20 protein-coding genes and 3 pseudogenes are annotated in these 25,413 nt (G+C 61.1%); 12 read left to right on the top strand and 11 right to left on the bottom strand.

Going from position 1 to position 25,413, the window contains the following annotated elements; genetic code table 11:
- Positions 1–88: 88 nt before the first annotated feature.
- Positions 89–682 (bottom strand): septal ring lytic transglycosylase RlpA family protein, encoded by a 594-nt coding sequence (locus V1288_RS34125; protein WP_442893978.1) that lies wholly within the window; start codon positions 680–682, stop codon positions 89–91.
- A 377-nt stretch (positions 683–1,059) separates the two neighbouring features.
- On the bottom strand, positions 1,060–2,631 hold the full coding sequence (locus tag V1288_RS23160) for an SGNH/GDSL hydrolase family protein (protein WP_334359239.1): 1,572 nt from the start codon (positions 2,629–2,631) through the stop codon (positions 1,060–1,062).
- Between the two features lie 285 nt (positions 2,632–2,916).
- Here V1288_RS23160 and V1288_RS23155 point away from each other — a divergent pair, with 285 nt between their 5' ends.
- The 7 genes from V1288_RS23155 (at position 2,917) to V1288_RS23125 (ending at position 10,232) form a co-directional block, all read left to right on the top strand.
- On the top strand, positions 2,917–4,062 hold the full coding sequence (locus V1288_RS23155; RefSeq protein WP_334359238.1) for a fructose-1,6-bisphosphatase: 1,146 nt from the start codon (positions 2,917–2,919) through the stop codon (positions 4,060–4,062).
- 21 nt (positions 4,063–4,083) lie between these two features.
- Positions 4,084–5,271, top strand: coding sequence for a 6-phosphofructokinase (locus V1288_RS23150; RefSeq protein WP_334359237.1), 1,188 nt, complete (start codon positions 4,084–4,086; stop codon positions 5,269–5,271).
- Positions 5,272–5,402: 131 nt separating this feature from the next.
- Positions 5,403–5,759, top strand: coding sequence for an Mth938-like domain-containing protein (locus V1288_RS23145; protein WP_334359236.1), 357 nt, complete (start codon positions 5,403–5,405; stop codon positions 5,757–5,759).
- Between the two features lie 178 nt (positions 5,760–5,937).
- Entirely contained in the window at positions 5,938–6,930 is a 993-nt protein-coding gene (locus V1288_RS23140) for an NAD(P)H-dependent flavin oxidoreductase (protein WP_334359235.1), read from the top strand.
- Between the two features lie 34 nt (positions 6,931–6,964).
- Positions 6,965–7,933: a zinc-binding dehydrogenase gene (locus V1288_RS23135; RefSeq protein ID WP_334359234.1), complete on the top strand. Its 969-nt coding sequence runs from the start codon at positions 6,965–6,967 to the stop codon at positions 7,931–7,933.
- Positions 7,934–7,936: 3 nt separating this feature from the next.
- Positions 7,937–8,779 carry an SMP-30/gluconolactonase/LRE family protein gene (locus V1288_RS23130; protein WP_334359233.1) on the top strand — a complete coding sequence of 281 codons (843 nt, stop codon included), beginning with the start codon at positions 7,937–7,939 and terminating at the stop codon, positions 8,777–8,779.
- A gap of 169 nt (positions 8,780–8,948) precedes the next feature.
- Positions 8,949–10,232, top strand: a complete 1,284-nt coding sequence (locus V1288_RS23125) for an IS701 family transposase (RefSeq protein ID WP_334359232.1) — start codon at positions 8,949–8,951, stop codon at positions 10,230–10,232.
- A 152-nt stretch (positions 10,233–10,384) separates the two neighbouring features.
- Here the strand turns inward: V1288_RS23125 and V1288_RS23120 are convergent, their stop codons facing one another.
- Complete coding sequence (locus V1288_RS23120) at positions 10,385–11,383, bottom strand: aldo/keto reductase (protein ID WP_334359231.1); 999 nt, start codon at positions 11,381–11,383, stop codon at positions 10,385–10,387.
- A gap of 226 nt (positions 11,384–11,609) precedes the next feature.
- Here V1288_RS23120 and V1288_RS23115 point away from each other — a divergent pair, with 226 nt between their 5' ends.
- A complete protein-coding gene (locus V1288_RS23115; protein WP_334359230.1) occupies positions 11,610–12,116 on the top strand; it encodes a hypothetical protein in 507 nt (168 codons plus the stop codon).
- Positions 12,117–12,252: 136 nt separating this feature from the next.
- Here the strand turns inward: V1288_RS23115 and V1288_RS23110 are convergent, their stop codons facing one another.
- Entirely contained in the window at positions 12,253–13,386 is a 1,134-nt protein-coding gene (locus tag V1288_RS23110) for a fatty acid desaturase (RefSeq protein WP_334359229.1), read from the bottom strand.
- A 521-nt stretch (positions 13,387–13,907) separates the two neighbouring features.
- Here V1288_RS23110 and V1288_RS23105 point away from each other — a divergent pair.
- Positions 13,908–14,126: a hypothetical protein gene (locus V1288_RS23105; RefSeq protein WP_334359228.1), complete on the top strand. Its 219-nt coding sequence runs from the start codon at positions 13,908–13,910 to the stop codon at positions 14,124–14,126.
- Positions 14,127–14,372: 246 nt separating this feature from the next.
- Here V1288_RS23105 and V1288_RS23100 read toward each other — a convergent pair whose 3' ends face one another.
- Positions 14,373–14,927 (bottom strand): thioredoxin family protein, encoded by a 555-nt coding sequence (locus tag V1288_RS23100; protein WP_334361378.1) that lies wholly within the window; start codon positions 14,925–14,927, stop codon positions 14,373–14,375.
- A 286-nt stretch (positions 14,928–15,213) separates the two neighbouring features.
- Between V1288_RS23100 and V1288_RS23095 the strand changes: the two genes are divergently transcribed.
- Complete coding sequence (locus tag V1288_RS23095; protein WP_334359227.1) at positions 15,214–16,062, top strand: phosphotransferase; 849 nt, start codon at positions 15,214–15,216, stop codon at positions 16,060–16,062.
- Positions 16,063–16,192: 130 nt separating this feature from the next.
- Here the strand turns inward: V1288_RS23095 and V1288_RS23090 are convergent.
- The 3 genes and pseudogenes from V1288_RS23090 to V1288_RS23080 form a co-directional block, all read right to left on the bottom strand.
- Positions 16,193–17,326, bottom strand: a pseudogene (locus V1288_RS23090) (IS1182 family transposase); the annotation flags it as partial.
- 1,004 nt (positions 17,327–18,330) lie between these two features.
- Entirely contained in the window at positions 18,331–18,918 is a 588-nt protein-coding gene (locus tag V1288_RS23085; protein WP_334359226.1) for a flavodoxin family protein, read from the bottom strand.
- Positions 18,919–20,031: 1,113 nt separating this feature from the next.
- Positions 20,032–20,929: pseudogene (locus V1288_RS23080) on the bottom strand (adenylate/guanylate cyclase domain-containing protein); the annotation flags it as partial.
- A gap of 350 nt (positions 20,930–21,279) precedes the next feature.
- On the opposite strand from V1288_RS23080, the gene V1288_RS23075 reads away from it, so the two are divergent.
- Entirely contained in the window at positions 21,280–21,867 is a 588-nt protein-coding gene (locus V1288_RS23075; protein ID WP_334359225.1) for a tyrosine-type recombinase/integrase, read from the top strand.
- A gap of 198 nt (positions 21,868–22,065) precedes the next feature.
- Here the strand turns inward: V1288_RS23075 and V1288_RS23070 are convergent, their stop codons facing one another.
- Positions 22,066–22,530 (bottom strand): hypothetical protein, encoded by a 465-nt coding sequence (locus tag V1288_RS23070; protein ID WP_334359224.1) that lies wholly within the window; start codon positions 22,528–22,530, stop codon positions 22,066–22,068.
- A gap of 909 nt (positions 22,531–23,439) precedes the next feature.
- Here V1288_RS23070 and V1288_RS23065 point away from each other — a divergent pair.
- On the top strand, positions 23,440–23,733 hold the full coding sequence (locus V1288_RS23065) for a GYD domain-containing protein (RefSeq protein ID WP_334359223.1): 294 nt from the start codon (positions 23,440–23,442) through the stop codon (positions 23,731–23,733).
- A gap of 550 nt (positions 23,734–24,283) precedes the next feature.
- Here the strand turns inward: V1288_RS23065 and V1288_RS23060 are convergent.
- Positions 24,284–24,738: pseudogene (locus V1288_RS23060) on the bottom strand (DUF3237 family protein).
- Between the two features lie 187 nt (positions 24,739–24,925).
- On the bottom strand, positions 24,926–25,126 hold the full coding sequence (locus tag V1288_RS23055) for a hypothetical protein (protein WP_334359222.1): 201 nt from the start codon (positions 25,124–25,126) through the stop codon (positions 24,926–24,928).
- Positions 25,127–25,413 lie beyond the last annotated feature (287 nt).

Raw genomic sequence — 25,413 nt, 5'->3', positions numbered from 1 at the left:
TCGATGCCGTCTTGATCAACACATGGCCGTACTAGCTCGTTCACCGGAAGTCGTCTTCCGATCGTCACGTCCATGTCGGCCGTGCCAGCTATTGGACGACGTCAAGTTTGACCTTTGCGACACCGCCTCCAACCATTCCCAGAGTTTCGGCCGCAGCGTGGGAAACGTCAACAACGCGTCCGCGGACGTACGGACCGCGGTCATTAACGCGGACCGTCACGGACTGCCCGCTGGCGACGTTCGTTACGCGCAACCGGGTGCCGAATGGCAATGTGGGATGGGCGGCCGTTAATTCGTGCGTATTGAACTTCTCGCCAGACGCGGTCTTGGTTCCCTCCGTGTAGAAGCTGGCCATGCCATGCGATGCGACCTGTGTCTCGGCGGCCTTTTTGTTCGACGCGAACGGAGTATGCCTTCTTGCGACCGCCACGCGCCTGGTCGGCGCGACCGATACAGTTCGATGGTATTGCCGGTACGCTTGGCGACTTGGCGCGACTATTTCGGATTGATTGGTGGCAACATGAGATTGTGCGCAAGCCGCAAGCGAAGCCGCACCCAGAACAACGGCTAGCCGTTGCACGACCCTGCTAATACCAGAGCCCGCGCCCAAGGTCGTACCAATGCAAACGAGGCTAGCTTTGATGTCGACGTGCGAAGTTCTGGCACAGCCGATGGAAAACATATCGTCCTCCGCCTACCGAATTCGACACGCAAAGGTCGCAATCCAATCGGGGCGGAACCAAGGTCAGGTCAGAGCTATTACGGCATCAGTCACGCGATTTCATGTCAGTGTTGTCATTGTGCCACATCTGGCCGGTCGAGCGTCCAAATGGTTCCACTCTGCTCCGACGAACGCCGGCAAAACGCATGCGGCGCGTGAAGCTGCGCTGGGGGGGCAGCAAGTGAACGCCGCTGCGCTGAGTGAACTCATAGCGGCAGCATACCGGGACACATCCGGTTGCGCCTCAGATCCGCATAATGAAGCCTTCGGCAGGGCCAAGAGCGGTCCAAAGGATGGTGTAACGGTCTGGACGGGTGCCAAGCGTCAGATTCAATCCGCTAGCGGCGATGCTTTTTCGGCTTTAGCGACGCCGCCGGCGCTCGCGCATTGGCATCGAGCGATGTTGACGTTGACGCCACTGGCGTCTCACCCTTGGCCCCTTCGCGTCCAATTTCGCGTCGCGGCCAGGCAAAATCGTCGGCGCGACCGGCCGGTGCCGACAAGGGCTCACCTGTGATCAAGACCCGGGCTGCTTGCGCATCGATCGCCACCGGCCGTGACCCGGGAGCGCCGAGTAATTGATCCGTGCCGACAGAAGCGGGCCCCAAGGGAACGATCGGCCCGGCCAGCGGACGCGGCGCCGGCTGATCCGGCCGCGCACTGGCGTCGGGCGTTGCCGGTTCGGTGGGCAGCACAATCGGGCCAGAACGTGCAGCCAGCAGCCGGTTGATTTCGCGCTCGGCATAATGCGCGAGCTTGAGCGCGCCGGCCCTGGTGAAGTACACGCCATCGGCGGAGCGCAGCCGACGGATCTGCCCTTCGAAATCGGGGCCTTGCTGTGAAAAGCGCCCGGCTTCATCGACAAATCCGTCCCAGACATCGACATAGGTGATGCCGGCCTTCCCGGCCGCATCGCGATAGAGCGTGTCCAGAAACGCCGTGTCGGCGGTCGCCTTGGTGCCTCGTACCGCCGGCAGACCCACCCACAGCACCGGCACACCCCTGGACTTGAGTACGCCGATCATCTCGTCGATCTTATCTCTGTAGAGCTCCACCCAGCGTTTCTCGCGAAACTCATGGAGGCCGCTCGGCGAGCCCGCGCTCTTTTCCGGTTCGGTGACCGGCCGCGCGCCATTGCTATCGGCGGCATCGTCTGGCTGCAACTCGGGATCCGCCTCCTTGATTGCACCATCCGGCTTCGCCGCGGGTTTTTCGCCCGAAGGCTTGCCATCCGGTTTGGCCTTCGCGTCTTTCTTGTCGGCGTCTTTCTTGTCCTCCGATTTATTCTGCGATTTTTCGGCTGCCGGCTCGCGGATTGCGACGCGGTCGTCAAGCCCGAGCATGATGACAATGGCGTCCGCTTTTTCGGCGGCGAGAATGCCCTTGGCGGCGGCAGCCCAATCGGCTGGATTGCCCTTCGGCTGATACTTGATCAGGCCGGAAGCTGTCTTGTGCTTGCGGATCACACCCATCTCAGGCTGATCGGCATAGACCTCCTCAAGCCCATAGGCGAGCCAGTCCGCCATGGAGTCACCAAGTACAAGGATGTGGCGCTCGGGTACAGTGTTGCGCTTCTCGGGCGGCGGCGCCTTTGAAAAATCCTCGCGCACCGCCGGGGGCGCTTGCCGCCCATGCCGAGGCGGCGGGTACTGCTGCTGGTACGGCGCATAAGTGTCGTTACCAAACCAGCCGCCGCCGCGTTGATCGTTACCAAGCCAGCTACCACCGCGTTGGTCGTTGCCGAACCACCCGCCGCGTTGTGGTTGCGGCCGCTGCTGATATCCGCCGAAATCAAAAAACTGCGCCGAGGTAGGTCCGGCCATGCCCAGCGCCAACCCCACCGCGACAGCCAGCGCAATCAGCCAACCACGCCCGGTGAAGATGAAAAACTTTTTTGGTCCCTTTGGCATACGCTTGGACCGCACACACGCAGAACTTGCGTTGCCTAGATTAGCAACAATCGCCCTGTGGTGGGTCTCAGTTTACCGTGAAGTCTTCAGCACGGATCAAGCAAGCAACAGCCCATTGCAATCGATGATCCCGGCTACCGGATCAGCCCGAGCTTTTCGAGAGGGGCATTTGTGGAACCTAACGGAACCTCAGACGTTCTTTTTCGTGAATGAGCAGCGCCGTCGCCCCGGCGCAGCAAGCGCAGACGCCGAGGCGCTGCGCTGCGCTGGTCGGAGGGAACGCTCATGAGACTCACCCTTTCCGTCATCAAGGCTGACATAGGCTCCGTTGGTGGCCACACGAAACCGTCTACACGCATGATGGCGGCTGTCGAGGGCGGGGTCGCGAAGGCGATCTGCGATGGCCTGCTGATAGACGGTTTCGTCTGCCACACCGGCGACGACATTGCGATCATCATGACGCACACACGGGGCGAAGGGAGTTCCGAGGTGCATCAACTTGCCTGGAAGGCGTTCCTCGCGGCCACCTCGGTCGCGAAAACCTCCGGGCTCTACGGCGCCGGCCAGGACCTTCTCGTCGACGCACCGTCCGGAAACGTCCGCGGCGCCGGCCCGGGCGTCGCCGAGCTCAGCTTCGACCACAGCCTCTCGGGCACGAGACCTGCGGAATCCTTCATGGTGTTCGCCGCCGACAAATGCGGCCCCGGCGCCTACAACCTGCCACTCTACCTCGCCTTCGCCGATCCCATGTATTGCGCCGGGCTGATGCTGCCCCCGATGATCAAGGGATTCCGTTTCCATGTCATCGACATGGACAACACGACCGGCGACAGCGTGATCGAACTCGACGCGCCGGCGGATGGCTACCACATTGCCGCGCTGCTCCGCGACAACGAGCGCTTTGGCATTGATCGCATCGTTTCCCGGACCCATGGCGAGATCGCCGTCGCCGTTTCGGCGCAGCGTCTTCACGCGATCGCAGGCAAGTACACCGGCAAGGACGATCCGGTCGCGATCGTCAGGAACCAAGGGATTTTCCCGGCGCCGGAAGAAATCGTCTCGCCGTTCGCGAAGGCGCACTTCGTAGGCGGCGACGCGCGCGGCTCGCACGTGATGCCGCTCATGCCTGTGCCAATTAACACACCGGTGACGGGCATGTACTGCCTGCCGATCGTTTCCTGCACTGGCTTTTCGATCGACAAGGACGGCCGTTTTTCGGAGTCCTTTACCGATTTCTTCGACAACCCGGCGTGGGACGAGGTCCGCCGGCGCGCCCAGCGCAAGGCCATCGAGATGCGCAGCCAGGGCTGGTCCGGCGCCGCGATGCTGCCCTATTCCGAGCTGGAGTATGGTGGCTTCCGCGACACCGTGTCCTCACTGCTGAAGCGCTTTCAGGTGCGCAAGGAGCGCAAGCCGGAAGCGGCCGAGTAAGGAATCGCCTGCGAGGTGGGTATGGCAAAAAGGCGTATCGGCATTCTCACGGGCGGCGGCGACGTTCCCGGTCTCAACGCAGTCATCAAGAGCGTGACATATCGCGGCAGCGAGAACGACATCGAGGTCGTCGGCCTCCGCCGTGGTTGGGAGGCCCTCACGCACGTAAACCTCAAGGACCCGGCCAGCAGGGCCCACTACATCATCCCGCTGAACCGTGACAACACGCGCACCATAGACCGGAGCGGCGGCACCGTGCTGCACTCGAGTCGCACCAATCCGTCCAAGATGAAGAAGCTGCCAGATCATCTGGTCGGCGACGACTTTCCAGCCTCGCTCAGCACCAAGGGCGGCATCGCAACCAGGACCTGGGACGTCAGCGGCCAGGTGCTGGCGAACCTTTCGGGGCTCGGCATCGAACATCTGATCGCCATCGGCGGCGACGACACGCTCAGTTACGCAGCCAGGCTCAACGACCTCGGCGTCAAGATCATCGCCATCCCGAAGACGATGGACAACGACGTCCGCAACACCGAATACTGCATCGGCTTCTCGACCGCGATCACCCGCGCCAGCGACGCCATCCAGCGGCAGCGCACCACTGTCGGTTCGCACGAGCGAATCGGCATCTTCCGCGTCTTTGGCCGCGATGCCGGATTTACCGCGCTCTACACCGCGTACGCCACCTCGATACGGTGCGTCATACCGGAGTACAAGGTTGATCTCGACAAGCTGATCCGGTTGCTCGTCGAGGAGAAGCGCGCCAACCCAAGCAACTACGCGCTGGTCGTGCTCAGCGAGGGCGCCGCGTGGGAGGGCTACGAGGTGCAGGAATACGGCGAGCCCGATGCCTACGGCCATCGCAAGAAGGCGAGCGTGGCGGAATCGTTCGCCGACGAGATCAAGCGGCGCGTCGGCGAGGAGACGATCACGTCCGACCTCACCTACGACCTGCGATCTGGCAATCCGGACTTCATGGACAAGCTCGTGGCCCTCACTTTCGGCAACATGGCCTACGATGCCATCTTGGATGGCAAGACCGGCCTCATGTCGGCGCTGGTGGAGGGGCGCTACGACCTCGTGCCCATCCCTGACGCCAAGCTCGGGCCGCGCAAATTGGACGTCGCCAGCACGTACAACACGGAGCGCTGCCGCCCCATCTACGGCAATAAGCGAGGGCTGCCGATCTTTCTCAACCGCGCGTCATAGGATGGCAGTGGTAACCCCAACAACGTCTCATGTGGGGTGGCTTCGTAAGTAATGCCCGGCCGGACGGCGGAGTCCGGGCCTTGTGCCGAGGCGGAGTCAGGGCCTCGTGCCGAGAATGAAGAGATCAGGCCATGGAGATCGAACGCACTACATTCGGCACCATCACGATAGACGGAAAGACCTATGAACACGACGTGATCATTCGTCTCTCCGGCGAGGTGACAAGGCGGAAGAAAAAGCTGTCGAAGAAGTACTACGGCACCTCGCATATCCTCTCGAAAGACGAAGCGAAGTTCATCTATGAGGACGGATGCGAGCAGCTAATTCTTGGTTCGGGCCAGATCGGCAATGTCCACCTGTCGCCGGAGGCGGAGACGTATTTCGCGAAAAAGGGTTGCACGGTCCTGTTGCAGCCGACCCCCAAGGCGATTCATACGTTCAACAACTCGCATGCAAAGAAGATCGGCCTTTTCCACATTACCTGCTAGATCGGGCCGGCCGGACTCCCTGCGGAATTGTTCGCACTGCGGAAACAAGCCGCGCTTTTTGCATGATGGCGTTGCCCTGGCCACCGCCAGCCCCCGGTAGACTTTTGCAGGGGGTGGCGGCATCCTGCCTTAAATCTCACAGCAGGCGCATCCCGCGCGGGGAAACCAGAGGGCAGACATGAAGACGCGATTCACCGAACTCGTTGGCGTTGAGCACCCGATCGTCCAGGGCGGGATGCAATGGGTCGGCCGCGCCGAACTGGTTGCTGCGGTTGCCAATGCCGGCGCGCTCGGGCTGATCACGGCGCTGACGCAGCCGACGCCGGAGGATCTCACACGCGAAATCGCGCGCTGCCGCGACATGACCGACAAGCCGTTCGGCGTCAACCTCACCATCCTCCCCGCGATCAAGCCGCCGCCCTACGCCGAGTACCGCCAGGCCATTATCGAGGCCGGCATCAAGATCGTGGAGACCGCAGGCAACAAGCCGCAGGAACACGTCACCGAGTTCAAGAAGCACGGCATCAAGATCATCCACAAATGCACCAGCGTCCGTCACGGCCTGTCGGCCGAGCGGATGGGCGTCGATGCGCTCTCGATCGACGGTTTTGAATGCGCCGGCCATCCCGGCGAGGACGACACGCCCGGCCTGATCCTGATCCCGGCCGCTGCCGACAAGATCAAGATCCCGATGATCGCTTCGGGCGGTTTCGGCGACGGCCGCGGCCTGGTCGCGGCACTCGCGCTCGGCGCCGAGGGCATCAACATGGGCACGCGCTTCATGTGCACCAAGGAGAGCCCGATCCACCAGCTCGTGAAGGAGCGCATCGTTGCGAACGACGAGCGCGAGACCGAATTGATTTTCCGCACCATGCGCAACACCTCCCGCGTCGCCAGGAACGCGATCTCGACCAAGGTCGTGGCAATGGAGAAGGAAGGCGCAAGATTCGAGGACGTACGCGAACTCGTCGCCGGCGCCCGCGGCAAGATGGTCTACGCGACCGGCGATGCCGACGAAGGCATCTGGTCGGCCGGCCAGGTCCAGGGCCTGATCCACGACATCCCGACCTGCGCCGAGCTGGTGTCGCGCATCATGCGGGAAGCGGAAGCCATCATCCAGAGCCGGCTCGAGCGCATGATGTCGGGCGCGCAGCGTCAGGCCGCGGAATAGCGGCCTTGCGGTTCCCAAAGAAAGAGAAGAGCCCATGAAAGCCTATGTCTACGGCGCCAACGGCGCCGAAATTGCCGACGTTGCAAAACCATCGCCGAAGGGCACCCAGGTGCTGGTCAAGGTCCGTGCCTGCGGCCTCAACCGCGCCGATCTCGGCATGACCAAGGGCCACGTGCACGGCGCGGCCGGCGGCGTCGGCACGGTGCTCGGCATGGAATGGGCCGGCGAAGTCGCCGAGCTTGGGCCCGATGCAAAAGGCGTCAAGGTCGGCGACAAGATCATGGGCTCGGGCGGCGCGGCGTTTGCCGAATATACGCTGGCCGACCACGGCCGGCTGTTCCGCGCGCCCTCGAACATGAATTTCGAGGAAGCGGCCACCCTCCCCGTCGCGCTCGCCACCATGCACAATGCGGTCGTCACATCAGGCGCGCTGCAGAAGGGCCAGAGCGTGCTGATCCAGGGCGCCAGCTCCGGCGTCGGCTTGATGGCGATGCAGATCGCAAAGTTCAAGGGCGCAAAACTCGTGATCGGTTCGTCTACCGATGCGATGCGCCGCGGCCGCCTGAAAGAGTTCGGCGCCGATCTCTCGATCGATTCCGGCGATCCCGGCTGGGTCGATCAGGTATTGAAGGCGACAGGCGGCGAAGGCGTCGACCTGATCGTCGACCAGGTTTCCGGCAAGGTCGCCAACCAGAATCTCGCCGCGACCAAGGTCAAGGGCCGCATCGTCAATGTCGGCCGGCTCGGCGGCACCCATGCCGATTTCAATTTCGACCTGCACGCCGCCCGCCGCATCAACTATATCGGCGTCACCTTCCGCACCCGCACCATCGAGGAAGTCCGCGAAATCTTCGACGAGGTCCGGAACGACATCTGGCCGGCGGTGGAAGCGCGAAAGCTGCAACTGCCGATCGACAAGGTCTATCCGTTCGCCGAGATCGGCAAGGCATTCGAGCACATGGAAGCCAACAAGCATCTCGGCAAGATCGTGGTGGCGCTGTAGCCGATGACGCTGCGATGCGTGCTCGATGGCGGACGCTATTTCGAGGGGCCGCGCTGGCACGCCGGCCGGCTCTGGTTCGTCGACTGCATGGACCGGACGCTGCTCAGCCTCTCGCCGTCCGGCGAGCGCGAGCAGCATGCGAAATTCGAGGATGATACGCCTTGCGGCGTCGGTGTGCTGCCGGACGGACGGCTGGTCATCCTGACGATGTACCGCAAACGCCTGATGACCTATGCGGACGGCCGGCTTTCGCTTTATGCCGACCTGTCAGGGATCGCCGCAGGCACGATCGACGACATGATCATCGATGGGCTCGGCCGCGCCTATGTCGGCGATCTCGGTTTTGATATGCCGCCGCCGCCCGATCGCGGCGCACCCGGCCGCATCGTTCTGGTGATGCCCGATGGCGCGACCCGCATCGTGGCCGAGGGCCTGCGGTTTCCCAACGGCATCGCGGTCTCGGCCGATAACAGCCGGCTCGTCGTGGCCGAAATGGATGGCGGCTGCCTCGCCGATTATGACATCGAGGCGAATGGCGATTTGAAGTTTCGCGGCCGCTTCGGCAGCATGAAGTCGCCCGATGGCATCTGCCTTGACCAACAAGGCGCCGTGTGGGTCGCGGCCTTCGAGGAAGATGCGTTCGTTCGCATGGATCCCAACGGGCGCGAGTTGCAGCGGATCGAAGTCCCCGGCCGCCGCGCCCTCGCCTGCGTCCTCGGCGGGCCCGAACGGAAAACGCTGTTCTGCCTGAGCGCTGCGACGTCCTACGAAGAACTCCGGCAGCGCAGATCGTCCTCGCGCATCGACGTGGTCGATGTGGAAATTGCGGGGGCCGGTTATCCCTGAGGTCCGACGTTCGCGTAGGGCGGATTAGCGTCGCGTAATCCGCCGTCTTTGCCTGAGACGCAGCGGCGGATTACGCTCGCGCTAATCGTACTGAGTCAGACGGTCGCAGTCATTAAGGCCGAGAATCAAGTAATTGATGAGATTCAATATTTGGCGCGCGGAGGGCCAGATGAATCTCGATCATGGTGGAGATAGCGAAACGCGGTTTGCGGAGTATGTAGCCGGTCTTGGAAGCGTGATCGGTCAGGTGGGGCGGACGAGACCGCTGCGCGACTATTGCACGGGCCTGATGCTGCCTGGGGAACGCAAGAGCGTTGAGCCGATGGCGGCGCGGACGGCTCCAGCGCGGACGGCGGCACAGCACCAGTCGTTGCTGCATTTTGTCGCCAACGCGGCCTGGTCGGACGAGGACGTGCTGGCCAAGGTGCGCGAGATGGTGCTGCCGGCGATCGAGAAGAGCGGACCAGTCGAGGCGTGGATCATCGACGACACCTCGTTCCCCAAGCAAGGCAAGCATTCAGTCGGCGTGCACCACCAATATTGCGGTCAACTCGGCAAGCAGGCCAATTGCCAGGTGGCGGTGTCGCTGTCGATTGCCAATCATGCCGCCAGCCTTCCGGTGGCCTATCGGCTGTACCTGGCGGAAGTCTGGACAAAGGATCGTGCCCGGCGGAAGAAGGCAGGCGTGCCGAAGCAGATCAAGTTCAAGACCAAGCCGCAGATCGCGCTGGAGCAAATCCGCTGGGCCTGCGAGAGCGGTCTGCCACGCGGCGTCGCGTTGATGGATGCGGCCTACGGCAGGGACGCGCGGCTGCGTGCAGGCATGATGGAATTGGGCGTGCCTTACGTGGTCGGCCTCGTGCCGACCATCTTGATGTGGGCCCCTGGCAGCGGCCCACGGCGGATGGACAAGCCGATGAACAACACCGGCCGCCGCGACGAGCCCGAACTGGTCTCGGCCAAAAAAGTGGCACTCGGTCTACCGAAGCAGGCTTGGCGCACGATGACGTGGCGGGAAGGCTCGGCCGACCAGCTATCCTCGCGCTTCGCGCGTGTGCGTGTCCGCGTCGGGTACAACAAACTGATCCCCGAGAAGCTGTCGCCTGAGTGGCTGTTGATCGAATGGCCGGAGGGCGAAGCAGAGCCAACCAAATACTGGCTTTCCACGCTGCCGGAGAACGTCAGCTTCACGCAGCTCGTCGATCTGGCCAAGCTGCGCTGGCGCATCGAGCGCGACTATCAGGAGCTCAAGCAGGAGGTCGGGCTCGGTCACTACGAAGGGCGCGGCTGGCGCGGCTTCCATCATCACGCAACCCTGTGCATCGCGGCCTACGGCTTCCTCATCGCCGAACAGGCGACGATTCCCCCCTCAGGACCTCGTTCCGCCGCGCCAGTCCAGGTCCCTCCCTTACCCGACAATTATCGACCCAGAGGATCTGCCGTTGCGGCCTGAACGTCATGTCCCGAACTCGATCGCAACCATGCGCGTGCGGCTGAGCCGGGCCCTCAGCAAAACGATCATACGATGCCCTTGTTGCGGCGCCGTCGCAGCATCACGCACGAGCAGAAAAATCATGACGCAGTAAAACTAATCCACCCTACGGATCATCGTGGCTCGCCGGAAAATTCCTGCCTCAATGCCGACAGCCGGTCGAGCGCAGCTTGCGGCAGCGGGCCCTTTTCGGCAGCAGTGAGTGCGTCCTCGAATTGTTGCGGCGTCGCCATGCCGACCAGGATGGTGCCCATCGCCGGGTGAGACAGCGCAAACCGCGTGGCGGCTTCGGTCAGGCTCGTGGCGAAGCCCTCCTCGACCAGCGGCATCAGGCGGCGCGCGCGATCGACATCGGCCTCGTAGCGCATCGCCGAACCGATCGGCTCAGGCGCCGGCCCCGCGATCGGGTGACGCTCGGCCGAGCCAGACAATGCGCCGCCGGCCAGCACGCGGATTCCAACGACACCAACGCCGGCGGCCTCGGTCTGTTCGAACAGCCGTCCGTAATCCTGCGCCGGATAACTCGCCGGCAGTTCGCAGGCCGCGGATGGATTGAGCATGTTGTAGACGACCTGCGCGCTGTCGAAGACGCGCGCAGCGATCACCTGATGCAGTGCCGCCGTGTCGCCGAGCGCCGTGATCCCGAGGGAACGAATCTTGCCCTGCCCGCGCAGGCGCTCGAATGCCGGGACCAATTCGTCGAGCACCTGCCGGACGCTGAGCGCCGATCCGCCGCCGTTCCCGGTAATCGGATTGTGCAGATGAAGGATGTCGACCCGGTCAAGCCGCAGCCGCGCCAGACTGCCTTCGAGCGATGTCCTGACCGCGTCGTCAATGCCGCTGGTCTCGCCGGGCGACAACCGCACCTTGGTGCCGACGACCACATTGGCCGGCTTCAGCTTCTGCAAAACGCGGCCAAGGTTCTCTTCCGATTGGCCATCGCCGTACAGCACCGCGGTGTCGAAGTAGTTGACGCCGGCAGCGATCGCCCGCGCGACGGTCCGCTCCTGGTCGGCAGCGTCGCCGCGCACCATCAATCCGCCCACCGCGCCGCAGCCGAAGCCCAGCATCGAGAGCTGCATTCCCGTGCGCCCAAAAACCCGCAATTGCATCGCTGTTCCTCCGAATGACGTGGAGATTATGCAGGCTCGGACGGCTGTTGCTCAGCCTGTCCGCGACGGCGGGAGGTTCTTGCGGTTCCAGAATTAACCCGCAGCGCGGACATCAAGCTTAAATAATAAGCTTACCAAAGGGCTTCTATTGCCTGGTTCCGCCGAGCAGCTAACCCTTTAGCCGCATTTTGCCTGCCCGCTCACATTTCATTCAAGGAGCATTGTCATGGCGCAGTCAACCAAACCGCCGATCTTTGATGCGATCGATCTTGAACGCGAGATCGAGGAAGAATTTCGAAAGCTGCCGCAGGATCGCGAATCCCAGCCGAGCGATTTCGCGCCGCCTTCGGTACGCGCGCCTGATATCGCGATGCCCGACTATGTCGAGCATCGCGACGGGGCCACGGAGATCGGCAAGCTGTCGGCGGAAGCCGTTGTCCGCGAATACGAAGCTGCGGCAAAAGACATTGAGGACCTCGGCGTTGAACTGGTCGAGCACGTCAAGCAGTGTGAGGCCATGAGCCGCGAGACGCTCGTCGTGATCGAGGAACTCAAGGAAACCGCGGAGCGATACCGCGAGGAGGCCAAGCGCGTCTTCCTCCACATTGAGAACTGTTCGTTGCTGACGGCGCAGGTACGCAAAACCTGTGCTGAAATGAAGGAACGGATCGCAGCACCGATCACCGTTGAAGCCGATCCGAAAAGAAATCAGCTGGCCGCCCAGGAAGGCTGAGGTCCGAAATTGCCGATTGCGCCCCATGCATCGGTGAGCCCCACAAGCTCATGTGGCGTCCATCGCAGCACCGCTTCAAGCCGCGACCGCGATGGCGCGGCGAGATTTGGCGCTAACGTCCTGAAGGTCCCGGGCCTCAGATTTCCCGGAACGACACCAGGCGGCGCTGCGCCTCGTCCCACAGCACCAGCCGTACACACTGAAAGCTCTGCAGCAGCGTGATGCGGCCGACGTCGCGCAGTTCAGGGTGGTCGCGCAGCACGCGCGGCAGCCGGTAATAGGGAATGCGGCTACTGAGGTGATGCACGTGGTGAATGCCGATATTTGCGGTGAACCAGCGTAGCAGCGCCGGCAGTTCGTAATGGGAGCTGCCGTGCAAGGCGGCTTGACGCAGGTCCCAGCTCTCGTTGCGGTCCCACATCGTGTGCTCAAATTGGTGCTGCACGTAGAACAGCCATACGCCGGTTGTGGCGGCGAGCAGCATGATCGGAAGGTGCACCAGCAGGACCGCCTTGATGTCGATAAACCACGTGAGGACGGCGACGATGACGGCAATCGCAAGATTGGTTGCCATCGTGCTGACCCAGGGCTGCCAGCCATTGCGCATCAGGCCGACCGGAAGCCGCTGTTGCAAAAGAAACAGATAGGCCGGCCCGATCCCGAACATGATCAGCGGGTGGCGGTAAAGCCGGTATTTCAGACGGCCCCACCGGGAAAGCGCCCGGTATTCGCGCACGGTCAGCGTATCGAGATCGCCGATACCGCGGCGATCGAGGTTGCCGGTGGTGGCATGATGAATCGCATGCGAGCGGCGCCAGCAATCGTAGGGCGTGAAGGTGAGCACGCCAAGGACGCGGCCGACCCAGTCATTCGCCAGACGGCCGGCAAAAAAGGTGCCGTGACCGCAGTCGTGCTGGATCATGAACAGGCGCACCAGAAAGCCGGCAGCCGGAACCGCGATCAGGAATGAAGCCCAGGCATAGCCAAGGGAAAACGCGTACCAGGCCGCGGTCCACAACAGCACCAGCGGCAAAGCCGTGATCGCCAGCTCGGCGACGCTGCGCAGCCGGCTTGGGGTGCTGTAGTTGCTCAAGATGCGCTGCCAGCGCCGAGCGTTAAGGACGTCATCGCCGCCACCGGGCGGCTGAATCAAGCCAGCGCCCTCTTGCCCGTTAGGCCGCAGCACAGCAGTCTGATGCACAGATAAATCCCCTTCTGACAGTGCACATAAAATCGAAGCACCGAGGGATCGGCGCCTTCGTCGCTTCATCGATGTTTGGAGAAGGGTCTGAAACGTGCGTGCCTGTCAGTGGCAAGGCAAAGCGCCCAGCGGTTCGGCCAAGTGTCGACTGGCGGACATATGGACACGAATTGGGGGAACGTCAAGGACTTGCGGCGGAACGTTACCAGGGTTCCGCTTGGGATTTGGAAGTCCGGGCGCGCAACTCGGCAGTCCGCTTTACCCTCAAGAACAGAGTCATCAGGCGGGCCTATCAGGTCCGACAAGTGCACAACACCGGACATGCAGCGCCGCATCGTCGACCGTATCGAGCCGAAGACCTTATTCCCCTTCGGAGCGCCGGGCGAAGGTCTCCGTGCGTGCGGCACGATCCGTTGGGTATCGCCAGTGATTGACGCCGGCTCCCGCTTCTGGTTTTCGCCCCATAGCGTGGGCTGAAGTACATGGGCAATCGCGCGGGGTTGATCCTTGGGGCGGTCCAATCGCGTACCGCCCTATTTTCATGTGTGCTACCTAGTTGGGTAGCAAAATGGCAGCAGGAAAAGCAGATCATGACTGACGATCAGGTCAATCTCGTCGTTCAGCACCTTTGCGAGCAATTGCACTTGGCGCTCCGACTGAAGGACAGCGAGGCACATCCACCAAACGCCAAGGATATTGGATTCGATCCTGCCTCTGTAAGAACTGTATTGCTGACCGGCTTGCGTTCGGCGGGTGTCACGATCCACCACGAGGCTTCCGGGGCGAGCGAAGAGCCGCCGGGGTCCTAAACGCAAAACGCGGGACAGAAGCCGCGCGCCAATGTCTCAGTCGGGTCATTTTCGACCGACTTAGCCGGTTATCTCACCGGTTGATGTCCGTGTTGCCCCGGAAGCAGACCTGAAGCAGAAGGGGCGAATGCGACTCCGGCAGCCGCCGCTGGGCCCTCGTGATGCCGCTAGTCAAATCGCACATGTGCAGCAAATGCTGCCGCACGCGGCGGTCTTAGATACGAAACATGTTGACAGGGCTTGGCTTTATTCGTCCTTCCATTTGATCGAGCAGCCAATAGACGCCTTTTGGTCAGCCGGCGCCAGACCGGTGGTCGCAATCGCGCGCATGGCCTCGACAAGCTCTCGGGGCGCCCCCGCGCGAGGCGGAGTTGTGCGGCCTTCGTCGAGCCGGCCCCGATACTTGAGCTTGCGGTCGGCATTGTAACCGAAGAAGTCCGGCGTACAGACCGCCCCGTACGCCCGAGCGACTGTCTGGGTCTCGTCGTGGAGGTATGGAAACGGGAAATCATGAGCCTTCGCGAAACGCTTCATATTCTCAAATGAGTCTTCGGGATAGCTCGCCGCATCGTTCGAGCAAATCGCCGCAAAGCCTATGCTCTCCGACATCAGCACGCGGGCGTCCGAAACCATGCGGTCGATCACTGCTTTAACATAGGGACAATGGTTGCAGATGAAGACGACGACCGTGCCTTTTTCGCCCGCAACGTCGTCCAGTGCGTAATTCTTGCCGTCGGTGGCCGGAAGCCGAAACTCCGCCGCCGGCGTATCAAGAACGACTTGGGTAGCTGTTGTCGCCATATCGCACCTCCTTGTGCCCAAATATATGCTGATGATGCCGGGGCACAGTTTCCAAAGCCTGCTCGCCAGTCGCGTCGTTTTGGCCATACGTCAGCCATTTCCGGTCGACCCTTAACAGCCGACACTTGGACGAGCGCGGGATTTCGTCGCTGTGGGCACAGAACCGGACTTGTCTCAAACCACGCGTCGCTTTTCGATTCTGGCAAACGCTGCGGCCGGGGACAAGCCACGATCATGGCGGGCAGCCAAGATCGCGGGAGCGTTCTCTTTTGCCCGCCGTTGGTGTTTGGTCGCGACCGGCGGGAGGACGGGCGATGCGGGATCCCTCGGGGAGAAGATCAACCAAGGCGGCACGGCGGACATCCACGCCTGGGCGCCAGGTCAGGTCGTAAAACTGTTCAAGGAAGGTTTCCCGCTGCGGCTCGGCCAGCAAGAGGCGCGGATGACTCAGGCAGTCTTCGCCGCCGGCGTGCCTGCGCCGGAGGTGTTCGGCGAGGTGACGCTCGACGGACGCTTCGGCATCGTGCTCGGCCGCCTCGACGGACCGACACTGCTGCAGGTCACGCGCAGCGGCGCCGTGACGTTCGCCCAGGCGGGTGCGATCCTTGCGTCCCTTGGCCTGTCCGTTCACAGGATGTCGCCGCCGCAGGAGGCCTTCCATCTGCGCGGCTGGATGGACACCGCCTTCAGGCTCTCGGGCGACATCGTGCCCAAGCGCATCGCCTCCGGCATCCTCGCGCTGATCGACCGCCTGCAGCAGCCGGGGGACGGGCTGTGCCATGGCGACATCCACCCTGAAAACGTGATCATGACGGCGGACGGTCCGCGGCTGATCGACTGGACCTTTTCGATCCGCGCGCCTGCGGCCCTCGATCATGGGTTCACTCACATCAGCCTGACCGAGTTTGCCCTCGACGTCACCGACAATCCGCAGCGGCCGCTTGCGGTCAATGCGGCCGCGCAATCCGAATACGCGCGGCTGTCCGGCAAGCCGGTAGCGACGCTGAGGCAAGCGATGAAGACCTGGCTGCCGATCGCGATCGTCCGCTACTTCCTGCTAATGGGCGGGCCGACAAGCGAGCGATGGCGGCGAATGATGCAGCGCGCCGAAGCGGCCCTGCGCCCGCAAGACTGAATCCTTCATCGCGCGCGCGTGGCGGTCGATGCGGCGGCTGCTCAGTGTCGGCTTCAGGTCTTGGCCGTGTAAACACACCTTTTCCAGGGAGCCGGTGAGAAGCCAAGACCGGTTCGGTCTCAGGCCACGCTTGACAAGCTGTGGTCCAGTTGCGCCGTAGCCGCTTGCCGTCCTCCTCGCTCGTAAAGCGATATGGCAGTTGCTCTCCGGCTGGACAGCGATAGGCGTCCTCCTCTCGCAAATAGGCAAAGTCCTGCTTGCCGAAGGGCCCCTCCGATTTGGCACCCGACGTCATCGGCTTGGGCAGAGTCACTGTGATGCCGGCCTCGTGACACCCGAGGATCTCCGGGCTGCTGAAGTAGCCGCGATCGGCCACGGCATCGAGCGTCTCGGTCTTGAGAACAGCCTTGGCCTGCTTGGCCATATTGGCCGGTTGAGCCCGATGTGAGCCGCTGTTCGTTACCTCATGCGTCACAATCAGATGGTGCTTGGTATCCACGGCGACTTGCACGTTGTAGCCGACGATGCCGGAGCCACGCCCGCTGGTCGCCATCGAACGGCTGTCGGGATCGGTCAGTGAGATTTGCTGGTCAGGCGAAGCAAGCATCTGCTTCTCGTAAACGGCAAGCTTGCCCATTTCCGCCTTCAGCTTCGTCAGTTTCTCGGTAAGCCTCGTCACCTTCGCGGCCAGTGCCTCCGTCGGCTCCTGCCGGTCGGCCGTATCAAGTTGGCTCAGATAGCGCGCGACGCTCTCCTCCAGCTGGGCACGCCGCCGCTCCACCTTCGCCCGTGTGAAGTTCTTGTCCCGGTTGTTCACGGCTTTGAACTTGCTGCCATCGATGGCGACGCTCGCCGTCGCGAGAAGACCCATCTCACGGCAGAGTTCGACCAAGCGCGCACAGACCTTGCGTAGCGCCAGGCCATTGTCTTTGCGGAAGTCTGCGATCGTCTTGTGATCAGGTGCGAGCCGACCCGGCAGCCACATGACCTCGACGTTGCGTCCAGCTTCTCGTTCAAGCCGCCGGCTCGACTGCACCTGGTTCAGATAGCCGTAGATGTACAGCTTGAGGAGCATCGAGGGATGATACGATGGCCGGCCGGTTGCCTCGGGATCGACCCCGCCGAACCCAAGCTCGGCCAGATCGAGGCCGTCGACGAGGACGTCGAGGACACGAACTAGATTGTCCTCGCCGATCCAGTCTTCCACGCATTCAGGAAACAGCGTGCCCTGCCCACGATCCGCACCATCAATGAAGCGCTTCATCCGAAGCCCCCGCAAATCGTGCGGGAATCATAGTGCGCGAATCACATCAAGCGCAGCGTTTTCACACAGCCAGGGTCCAAACTCGGAAGTCCGGAGATGCAACGGGGGGATCTGCCCTGCCCGTGCAAGCAGACATCGTCAGATCAGCCGGTCAGATCCGGTTCGTGAACTGTCGATGTTGAACAGGGAGAGCCTTGTTTTGAGGATGCATCAGGTCAACGCCGATGACTAGCAATAGATTAAGGGAGGCTGCCGGCTGGGCAGCCTCCCTCCACACCTTGATGCTATTCCCACCCCGCCGCCTGCCCCCGTCATGGGGACTCATCCCAACGTGGAGATGAAACGACAAGGCTTACGCCCATCCCGAACTCACGTGTGGGCTTCCGACCGGTCTTGAGCAACCGTTGTGCGGCCTCGGTGCGTTGGTGGCGCAGCGCTCGAGCCAGCGAGCCACCAGAAAATCAACCCGCGCGGCAAATCGCAGTCGAGCCGCTGCCAGAGCGAGCCTCGCGTCCAAGCGCTGGTCGGATGGTCTCTTGACGTCGTTGCGGGCGTTCATCTTGCCCTCCTGCCGTTTCGGCGGAGGGAGCAGCCCTGCGCCGAGAGTTACACTCTTGCTTTGCGGATCAGCCCCGCTCGGAGCTGAAAATTCGGACCCCGTGCCATCACGGACATGCACGACCAAGCAGCCAGCCGAATAAGCGGCCGGACGCGGGCGGCAGTCTCTGCGATGTGGGTGCGTGCGGTGCGCATTACGGTCCTCAAGAGTGCAGGCAATTTCACCCGCGACGAACGTCATGATCTAAGCGCAGAGAAAATTCAGCCCGTCAAATGTTTTATGTTCACGAGGTGCGGAATTTGTTGCGTGCCAGCAATTTTTGAACGCCGGCGCGGCCGCCTGGGTTCAAAAATTTCAACCTATGGTCAATTGACGGAAGCGGCGGTTTACTTCGCCATGTCGGGTCCGCCCCCGCAAGCAGACACCAATCGGAAGGGTCATGCCACTAACCGACATGACGGCTCGCAATCTGAGCCAATCGCCTGCCGAGGTATTCGGCCGAGCTAAGATCACTTTGAGGCAAGTCGCCATCGATCAAGTGCGTAGCGAGTCCAAGCTGGCTCCCGAGACGATTGCGACCACTCGGATCCTCTCCTCCTGGAATGTCCAGCCCGCACCACAGCATGCCGTGCTGAGCAGCGAGGATCGTGAAGTAAGTCAACGAGTGGAGCTGATCGCCGCTTGCACAGGCTCCGGTGGTAAAGCCTGCTGCAATCTTGTTAGCCCACTTCTGCTCACTCCATCTGTCGCTGGACGCATCGGCAAATGATTTGAATTGGGCGGACGGTCCGCCCATGTAGGTTGGGCTGCCGAATGCCACGCCGTCAGCAGCGTCAATTGTCTGCAGCACCATCTCGTTCTGAAAACGGCCTGAGATGATGTCATCACCTATGATCCGGCAAAGGGTTACATCCGCAATCGCAGCGGCGCCCCGCTCCAGGCCATGCGCCAACTTCTCAGTGGTTCCCGATACGGAAAAGTAGATGATCGCGATCTGGGTCATTGCAGCAGCCAGTTGCAAATGGTCCTGCATCTTCGATGCCATCCTCGGTTGGCACAAGTGCATCCGCGAGATATCTAAGGTCGGCTTCGGCAGCAGACATGCGGGCTTGAGTTTGTGATGTCTACGTTGCCCTCCGAAAGCGAACATGAATTGACCGTCAGATGACGTCCGCTGTGTGCCGTGGCCGAACTCATGACTTGCCGCGCCTCACTTACCGGGTGCAGTCCAGTCCATCTAATTGCGCGCATTGGCGCGACCCATTTGTGGTCGGCGAGCTAACGCAGAATGACCGGACTGCCCTTTTGATTTTGCCCGGACGAGCAAATAGCCGGCGCGCGCGAAATCGATTTTCTGTAACGGCTTCAACGTGATTTGCCCGGTCCAGTCTCTTCCGCAAAAATATACTTCTTCGCCGCAGACCCAAATCACCCCTACAACTTGCGCCATCCCGTCCCGGTAGAGGGGCGTTGGCCATCGTCACGAACGTTGGGGCGGGTTGCGGTGGACGCGGCAGCGTCGGGCGCGTGGTCGTGTTCGCAGGGCGGGCTTCGGTCTGTGAGCGGACACAACGTGCGGACGACTGGCGCTGAAGCGTACGGCAAAGCCGTGTGGTCCTGGGATCAAGCGCTTTTTTCGTTTGCCATTGAACGGATAAAACTCATACAAACCAAAGCCTTCGGCGATATTGGCCGACAAAGAAAATGCCCGCCCGCATGAGGCGGGGCCCCAATAGGCCCTAGACCGTTCATCCCTTGAGAGCGGACAGGCAGAAACTGCGACGGCAGGTCCGTTTGGGGCCGATAGTGTTGCAAAAGTCTTTTTGCGGCATGCGACTCAAATTCTTAGAGCCATAGGCGCGACGATCGAATAATAACGTGGGGGACCACGCTGTCGGGCGCCAAACTCACAGGCGATTCCGACAACGGGGCTGAGGCTGCATTGACCGGCGATTGTCGCTTATTTCGTTCTTTGGTGGAAAAATAGCCGCGCGTCCTTTTGGGGCTTTTGCAACACTATCGGCCAGAAGCAGAAATCGCGGCTCTCACCCTCTTCCCGCACCTTGGCTGCACTGGTTATTCGGGCAGCCCGGCTTGCCGCAACCCTTCCTGGTATCGAGCGACATCTTCGGCGCGTCGATAGGGACCGGTCCGCCCAAAGATGTGCCCCCGTGGCGGTATCGACGAGCTGTCCCGTGATGCGCACTCGATTTGCCGCTTTGCGAACGCTACCTTCCAACACGTAGCGCACCCCGAGCTCGCGTCCGACCTGCTTCACGTCGACGGCGCGCCCCTTGTAGGTGAAGCTCGAGTTGCGTGGCGATCACGAACAGCTGTCGGAAATGGGAAAGCGCGGTAATGATCTCTTCAACCATTCCGTCCGCAAAATACTCCTGATCGGGATCGCCGCTCATGTTCTCGAACGGCAGTACAGCGATGGAAGGTTTGTCGGGGAGAGCAAGCGGCAGCGCAGTCTGGTCCGGTGGTTTTGTTAGCAATGCCGGCGAGGAGCGCGGGCCGATGCGCACGCGCCAAGCCCGCATCGGTTCGGCAATATTCTTCAAAGACTGCGAACCCATATCCTCTAAGGTGTTCCCAACCTTGCCCCGAACCTGCCGGTGAGCATCGTCTGAAATGCAAATCCCACCCGGTTCTGCGATCCCTTCGAGACGCACTGCAATATTGACCCCATCGCCAAAAATATCATCGTCTGCGATGATAATATCACCGACATGAATGCCGATGCGGAACTCGATCCGCTTGTCCTGAGGCACATCGGTATTTTGTTCTGCCAAGCTGCGTTGGATTTCGTCGGCACACCGCACGGCGTCGACCACGCTGGCGAACTCAACGAGAGCGCCGTCCCCAGTATTCTTGACGATGCGTCCGTGATGTTCAGCGATCTTGGGATCGAAAAGCGTCTTTCTGAGAGCTTTCAGTTGCGCCAGCGTGCCTTCTTCGTCGATCCCTATCAAGCGACAAGAGCCCACGACATCCGACGCCAGAATAGCCGCCAGTCGCCGCTCTACGTGCTCACTGCTCATGACGCACCCCGGACCGGGCAATTGAATGTTCATATAGCACAATTATGGGCCGACGTCCGGCTGTGCCCACGTCCGAAATACGTCAGTCGCGTCGATTTGGCCGCGTACTGATGACTTCCGCTCAACCCCCGTAGCTGGACATCGTTACCGTGCGTCGGCATGTCTCAAATGTGCCGCTTGCGTCGAGCGCGAAACCCACCGTCGAGGGTACCCTGACCGCTTTGGCCCGAAAACCGACCTGATTCCGATGTCCAATCCGGCGGCACATTCTTCTCGCCCTCGGTAACCGAGCCGAGGAGTATGACCATGCAGGATCAAGTGAATGCGCCCCCCAGGACTAAGCGAGCGGCGTGGAACAAGGGAAGCTGACCGGGGCAAAGCCACCGTTGCGGCCCAAGCACGTCTGGTCGATCCGGACGAAACTCCAGATCGAAGGTCGCGCTCACGACCTTGCCATGTTCAACTTGGCGATTGATAGCAAGCTTCGTGGCTGTGACGTTGTTGCAATCCGGGTCGAGGATGTCGCTGCGGGCGGGTACACAGCGGATCGTGCAACGGTACGACAGAAGAAAACCGGTCGGCCCGTCAGATTCGAATTGAGCGAGCAGACCAGCCAGGCGGTCGATGACTATCTCAAAGCCACTGCCAAACGGCCCGGCGAGTTCTTGTTCACCGGCCGTCGCGGCCCTGACCGCAGTATGACAACCCGCCAATATGCCCGGCTCGTCTCTGAGTGGATCGGAAGCGTCGGGCTGGACCCGAGGCTGTTGGCACGCATTCGTTGCGACGCACAAAGGCTACCCCTAATCTACCGGCGCACAGGCAATCTCAGAGCTGTCCAGCTCTTGCTCGGGCATACCAAAATCGAAAGCACGGTCCGGAATCTCGGCATCGAGGTCGATGACGCCTTGGCGATAGCGGAACAAGTTGATGTCTGAAACACACGGGCAGAGCGGACATGCTCTGCCCGTCCCTATATCACCGGGTATGTCCCACGTCCCATCTGGAGGTAATCGGTCGGAAACCTTGACAGGCAACCACGCAGGAACTTTGTCCTCTAGGTGCCAGCACGGAAGTGATAGCCGAGAGCTGCTTACCTACCTAGCTAACACGATCAAAAGCTTAATTTTCGCGTTTCAGCAGTCGTACAGACGCACGCCGACAACGGAATGACCCTGAATTTTGTCCAGTATCTGTACGGTAGCGCGTTCGAATGCAGCTTCACGCAACTTCGAAGGAAGGTTTCCAGTATTTTGTCCTTGAATGCGACGCCCCGCGATCAGCGAACTGATGCCAACTATTCCCGACTTGCTTGCTTTCATGTCGGTGCTATCAGCTTGCAACGCCAGTTTCGCGGGAGTCAGGTCGAGCGGGGCGAGTGCGCCATTGGGCAGCACCTCTTGAACCGAGAACGCTGAGTTTTTTATCCAGCCAACAATTGTGTCCCCCTCAACAACTGCGGAGAGGTATGCGGAAATCACCGCACCGCCCGGTGAACAACGATCTTTGGCTCCAAGCGCTTTGTTCACGCTTATGGGCATCCAGCGGTTACCTCGCAGCAACAAGTGGCAACCGGCAATGCGCCGGCCCTGACCGGTCATGAGACTCCTCGCACTGAGTTTCGACGTAGGTTTGTTCGAGCCAGCGGGTCACACTGTTCGCGCAGCGTGATTGGAAACCTAGCACGAAAGTTATTTCCCGTTGACACTCGGACGGTTGCGGCGCTGGTGGCCTTGGGGCAACTCTCAAGGGCTGCGTGAATGCCGACTTGCGTACTGGGTCAAAAGCCCCGGTTTGACGCCCCGCCGACCGCTTCCGGTCTACCCCAATCAACGGACATTACCAGACCGGCCCGGTGGTCCGTTTGGTGCCATTCGCGTCATTTTGGTCGTCGGCCGACTACTTCCGGTCTTCCCCAGGAAACGGACATCGTGAGGGCCGGTCGCCATGTCTCTAAGGTGCCAGGAGCGGAAATTGTACTCATTCGCGAACAGGCTATGTCGCTGTCGCAGAAATAGTCTTGTGCGACGTATCGGGAATGGCTTTGTTAAACCATCCCCTCATCTTCTGACATTTGGGCAACTGATGTAAGCTCACGCGCGATGGCAGTCGCTCGCATCTGGGAGCGCAAGATGAAACTTCCCTGTAGACAATTTCTGTATCTGATCACGGGCACTGCCGTGCTTCCGACCATCTCGCGCATCGCGAGGGCGCAAGCTTATCCGTCGCGACCGATCCGGCTCGTTATTCCTTTTCCACCGGGTAATAGCAACGCGGGAGCCCCCTTTCTCAGGCGCGTGACATCGCGTAGTGTGTGATGAGCTGCCCCTTTAAGACGGGACGAGCCGACGTCGCCGCTTGGTGGAATGGGCAGCGATCAGGCCGTCGGCAGGCATCGCAGTCTGAAAGCAGCGCCTACCTTTGTGGCGCTCTCGCAACTTCAACATAGAGCAGGTTGGCCTGCCGCGCGAGCGGCAAGCAATGGGCTTGTGTAATCCATGGAGGACGACATGCCGACATTCATATTAACGATCAACTGGACCGACCAGGGAATTCGCGCGGTCAGTGACGCTCCCAAGCGCAGCGAAGCGGCGAAAGAACTCGCCAAGAAAGTCGGGGTCGAGATCAAGCAAGTCTATCTCACCTCTGGCGAGCATGACATCCTTGTCATCGCCGAAGCACCTCTCGGGGACCATGTCACCAAATTCGCGCTTGCGCTCGGTTCGCTGGGAAACGTGCGCACCTGCACCTCCCGAGCTTGGACCGAGGCCGAATGGACCAAGCTGATATCCGAGCTTCCGTAGCGGCTTCGGATTTCCGACGGGCCGCCTGTGCGCGGTCTACGTGGCGGGCGCTGCCTGGGATTTCGACGCTCGGCGATCGGTCGTCAATGAGGCACTGTCGCCGAGCGCCTGCAACCGGATGCACTGTCACTGTATAATTCCTTCTATCGGTGGTTCGAAGGGCGTGTAGAGGTGTGTTCGATCGCTGGTCGCCCTGCATCCGTTCGATGTCGTATATGGGTCATTTGACCGCGTGCAGCTTACTTCGGGTTTAGCACCACAAGCAGACCTAATCGCGGACCGTCGGCATGTATCAAAAGTGCCGATATTGTTGCAAAAGTCGAAAATCGAACGACGTCAAAAATCTCGCAAAAGTTGATTTTTGGCCGACGTGGCCACTGCAATACTCCGTAACGCCGATACGAAGCTCCCTGGTCGTTTTGGTGCGAAACGATGTGGTCCCTCATATCGCCTCGAGCGAAACGCATCAGTGGTCCTGAAAAATTTCGATCGCCACCGCAAATAGCCTTTTGCAACAATATCTGCCAGCAGCGGACGTCTGATGCATCGACTACAACACCTGAAAAACATCTAGCGTTCGTGCATTCGTAGAAAGCGAGCCGCTGGCGATCGAGCAGATGCAGTTCATCCAACTGTACTTTTCTGAACTCGTCTCGAAGTATGGCGTGGTGCGGAAATAGTAGGCTCCCGGGTCGACGATCTCGCCTTGATAAAGGCGATCCATGACCTCTTTCGGACCATGGCGAAGTCCCTTCCAGGCCGCGTAGATTTGATGGTTGTCGTTGGTTTCGAGGATCACCGCGCGTCCACCTCCATCACGTCGTCGCGGCGGATCAACGACCAACCCTCGCCGCCTGGCAACACCTTGCCCTTAAGCTTCGGCCCGTCGAAGCTGCCGCCATCAAAATGAAACATGCGTCGGCGGCCGTATGGAGTATCGCCGAGACTGGATACTTGAATTTCGAGAGCGAGCGTGAACAGAAACCTGGTGTTGATCTCCGGCATGGAGGCCTCCTGATGACTGGCATCCGCCATGTGCTGCGAAGTGAATCGGCGCGCCGACGACGTTGCGGCGTAGGCTGAAGCAGCGGAACTATTCTCGCGTTCAATCCGACAGACGAGGAACGGACGTATGGATGCGAGCGCCATGGGATGTGAGAAGGCGTTACAGCGGTCGTTGCCAGACGAGGCGCTAAGTATCGTCGCGCGCGGGCGTCGGCCGGCCGGACCGAAGCAAAAACGGATCCACGGACTCAGCTAACAGGGTCGCCAATTGGGCGGCGGCAGGCGTGGACTGCTTTTCGGGCGGCAGCGAGCCGACAGAATGGACCGCCAGTCCAGTACCAGCGGCAACGGCAACTATCGCGATTGCAGCAAGATATTCGATCCTCATGGCGATGGTTCCTCCATCGGCCCCACAGGACTAAACCGGACATTCTCTGAAATGGTTCCAGAGCGCGCGGCAAGTTCCTCAATGCGTCGGCTCGGCGCTCCAATTGCTTCCCCTTCCGTTCCGAACGGCGTCACGATTAGAAGTCAGGGAACGAAAGCTCCGGTCAAGACTTTAGAAGCACGAGACCGTCGCTCGCCGTTAACTACATGGCGCATGTCGCGGATAGCCAAAGGTTCCTACTGCGGGGCCCGCTGTTCTCAAAGCGTTCGCGCAGATAGCCAAAAGCG

Source organism: Bradyrhizobium sp. AZCC 2176 (assembly GCF_036924645.1).
Lineage (GTDB): Bacteria > Pseudomonadota > Alphaproteobacteria > Rhizobiales > Xanthobacteraceae > Bradyrhizobium.
The sequence above is the reverse complement of the archived record's forward strand: the minus strand, read 5'-3'. Positions and strand labels throughout refer to the sequence as shown.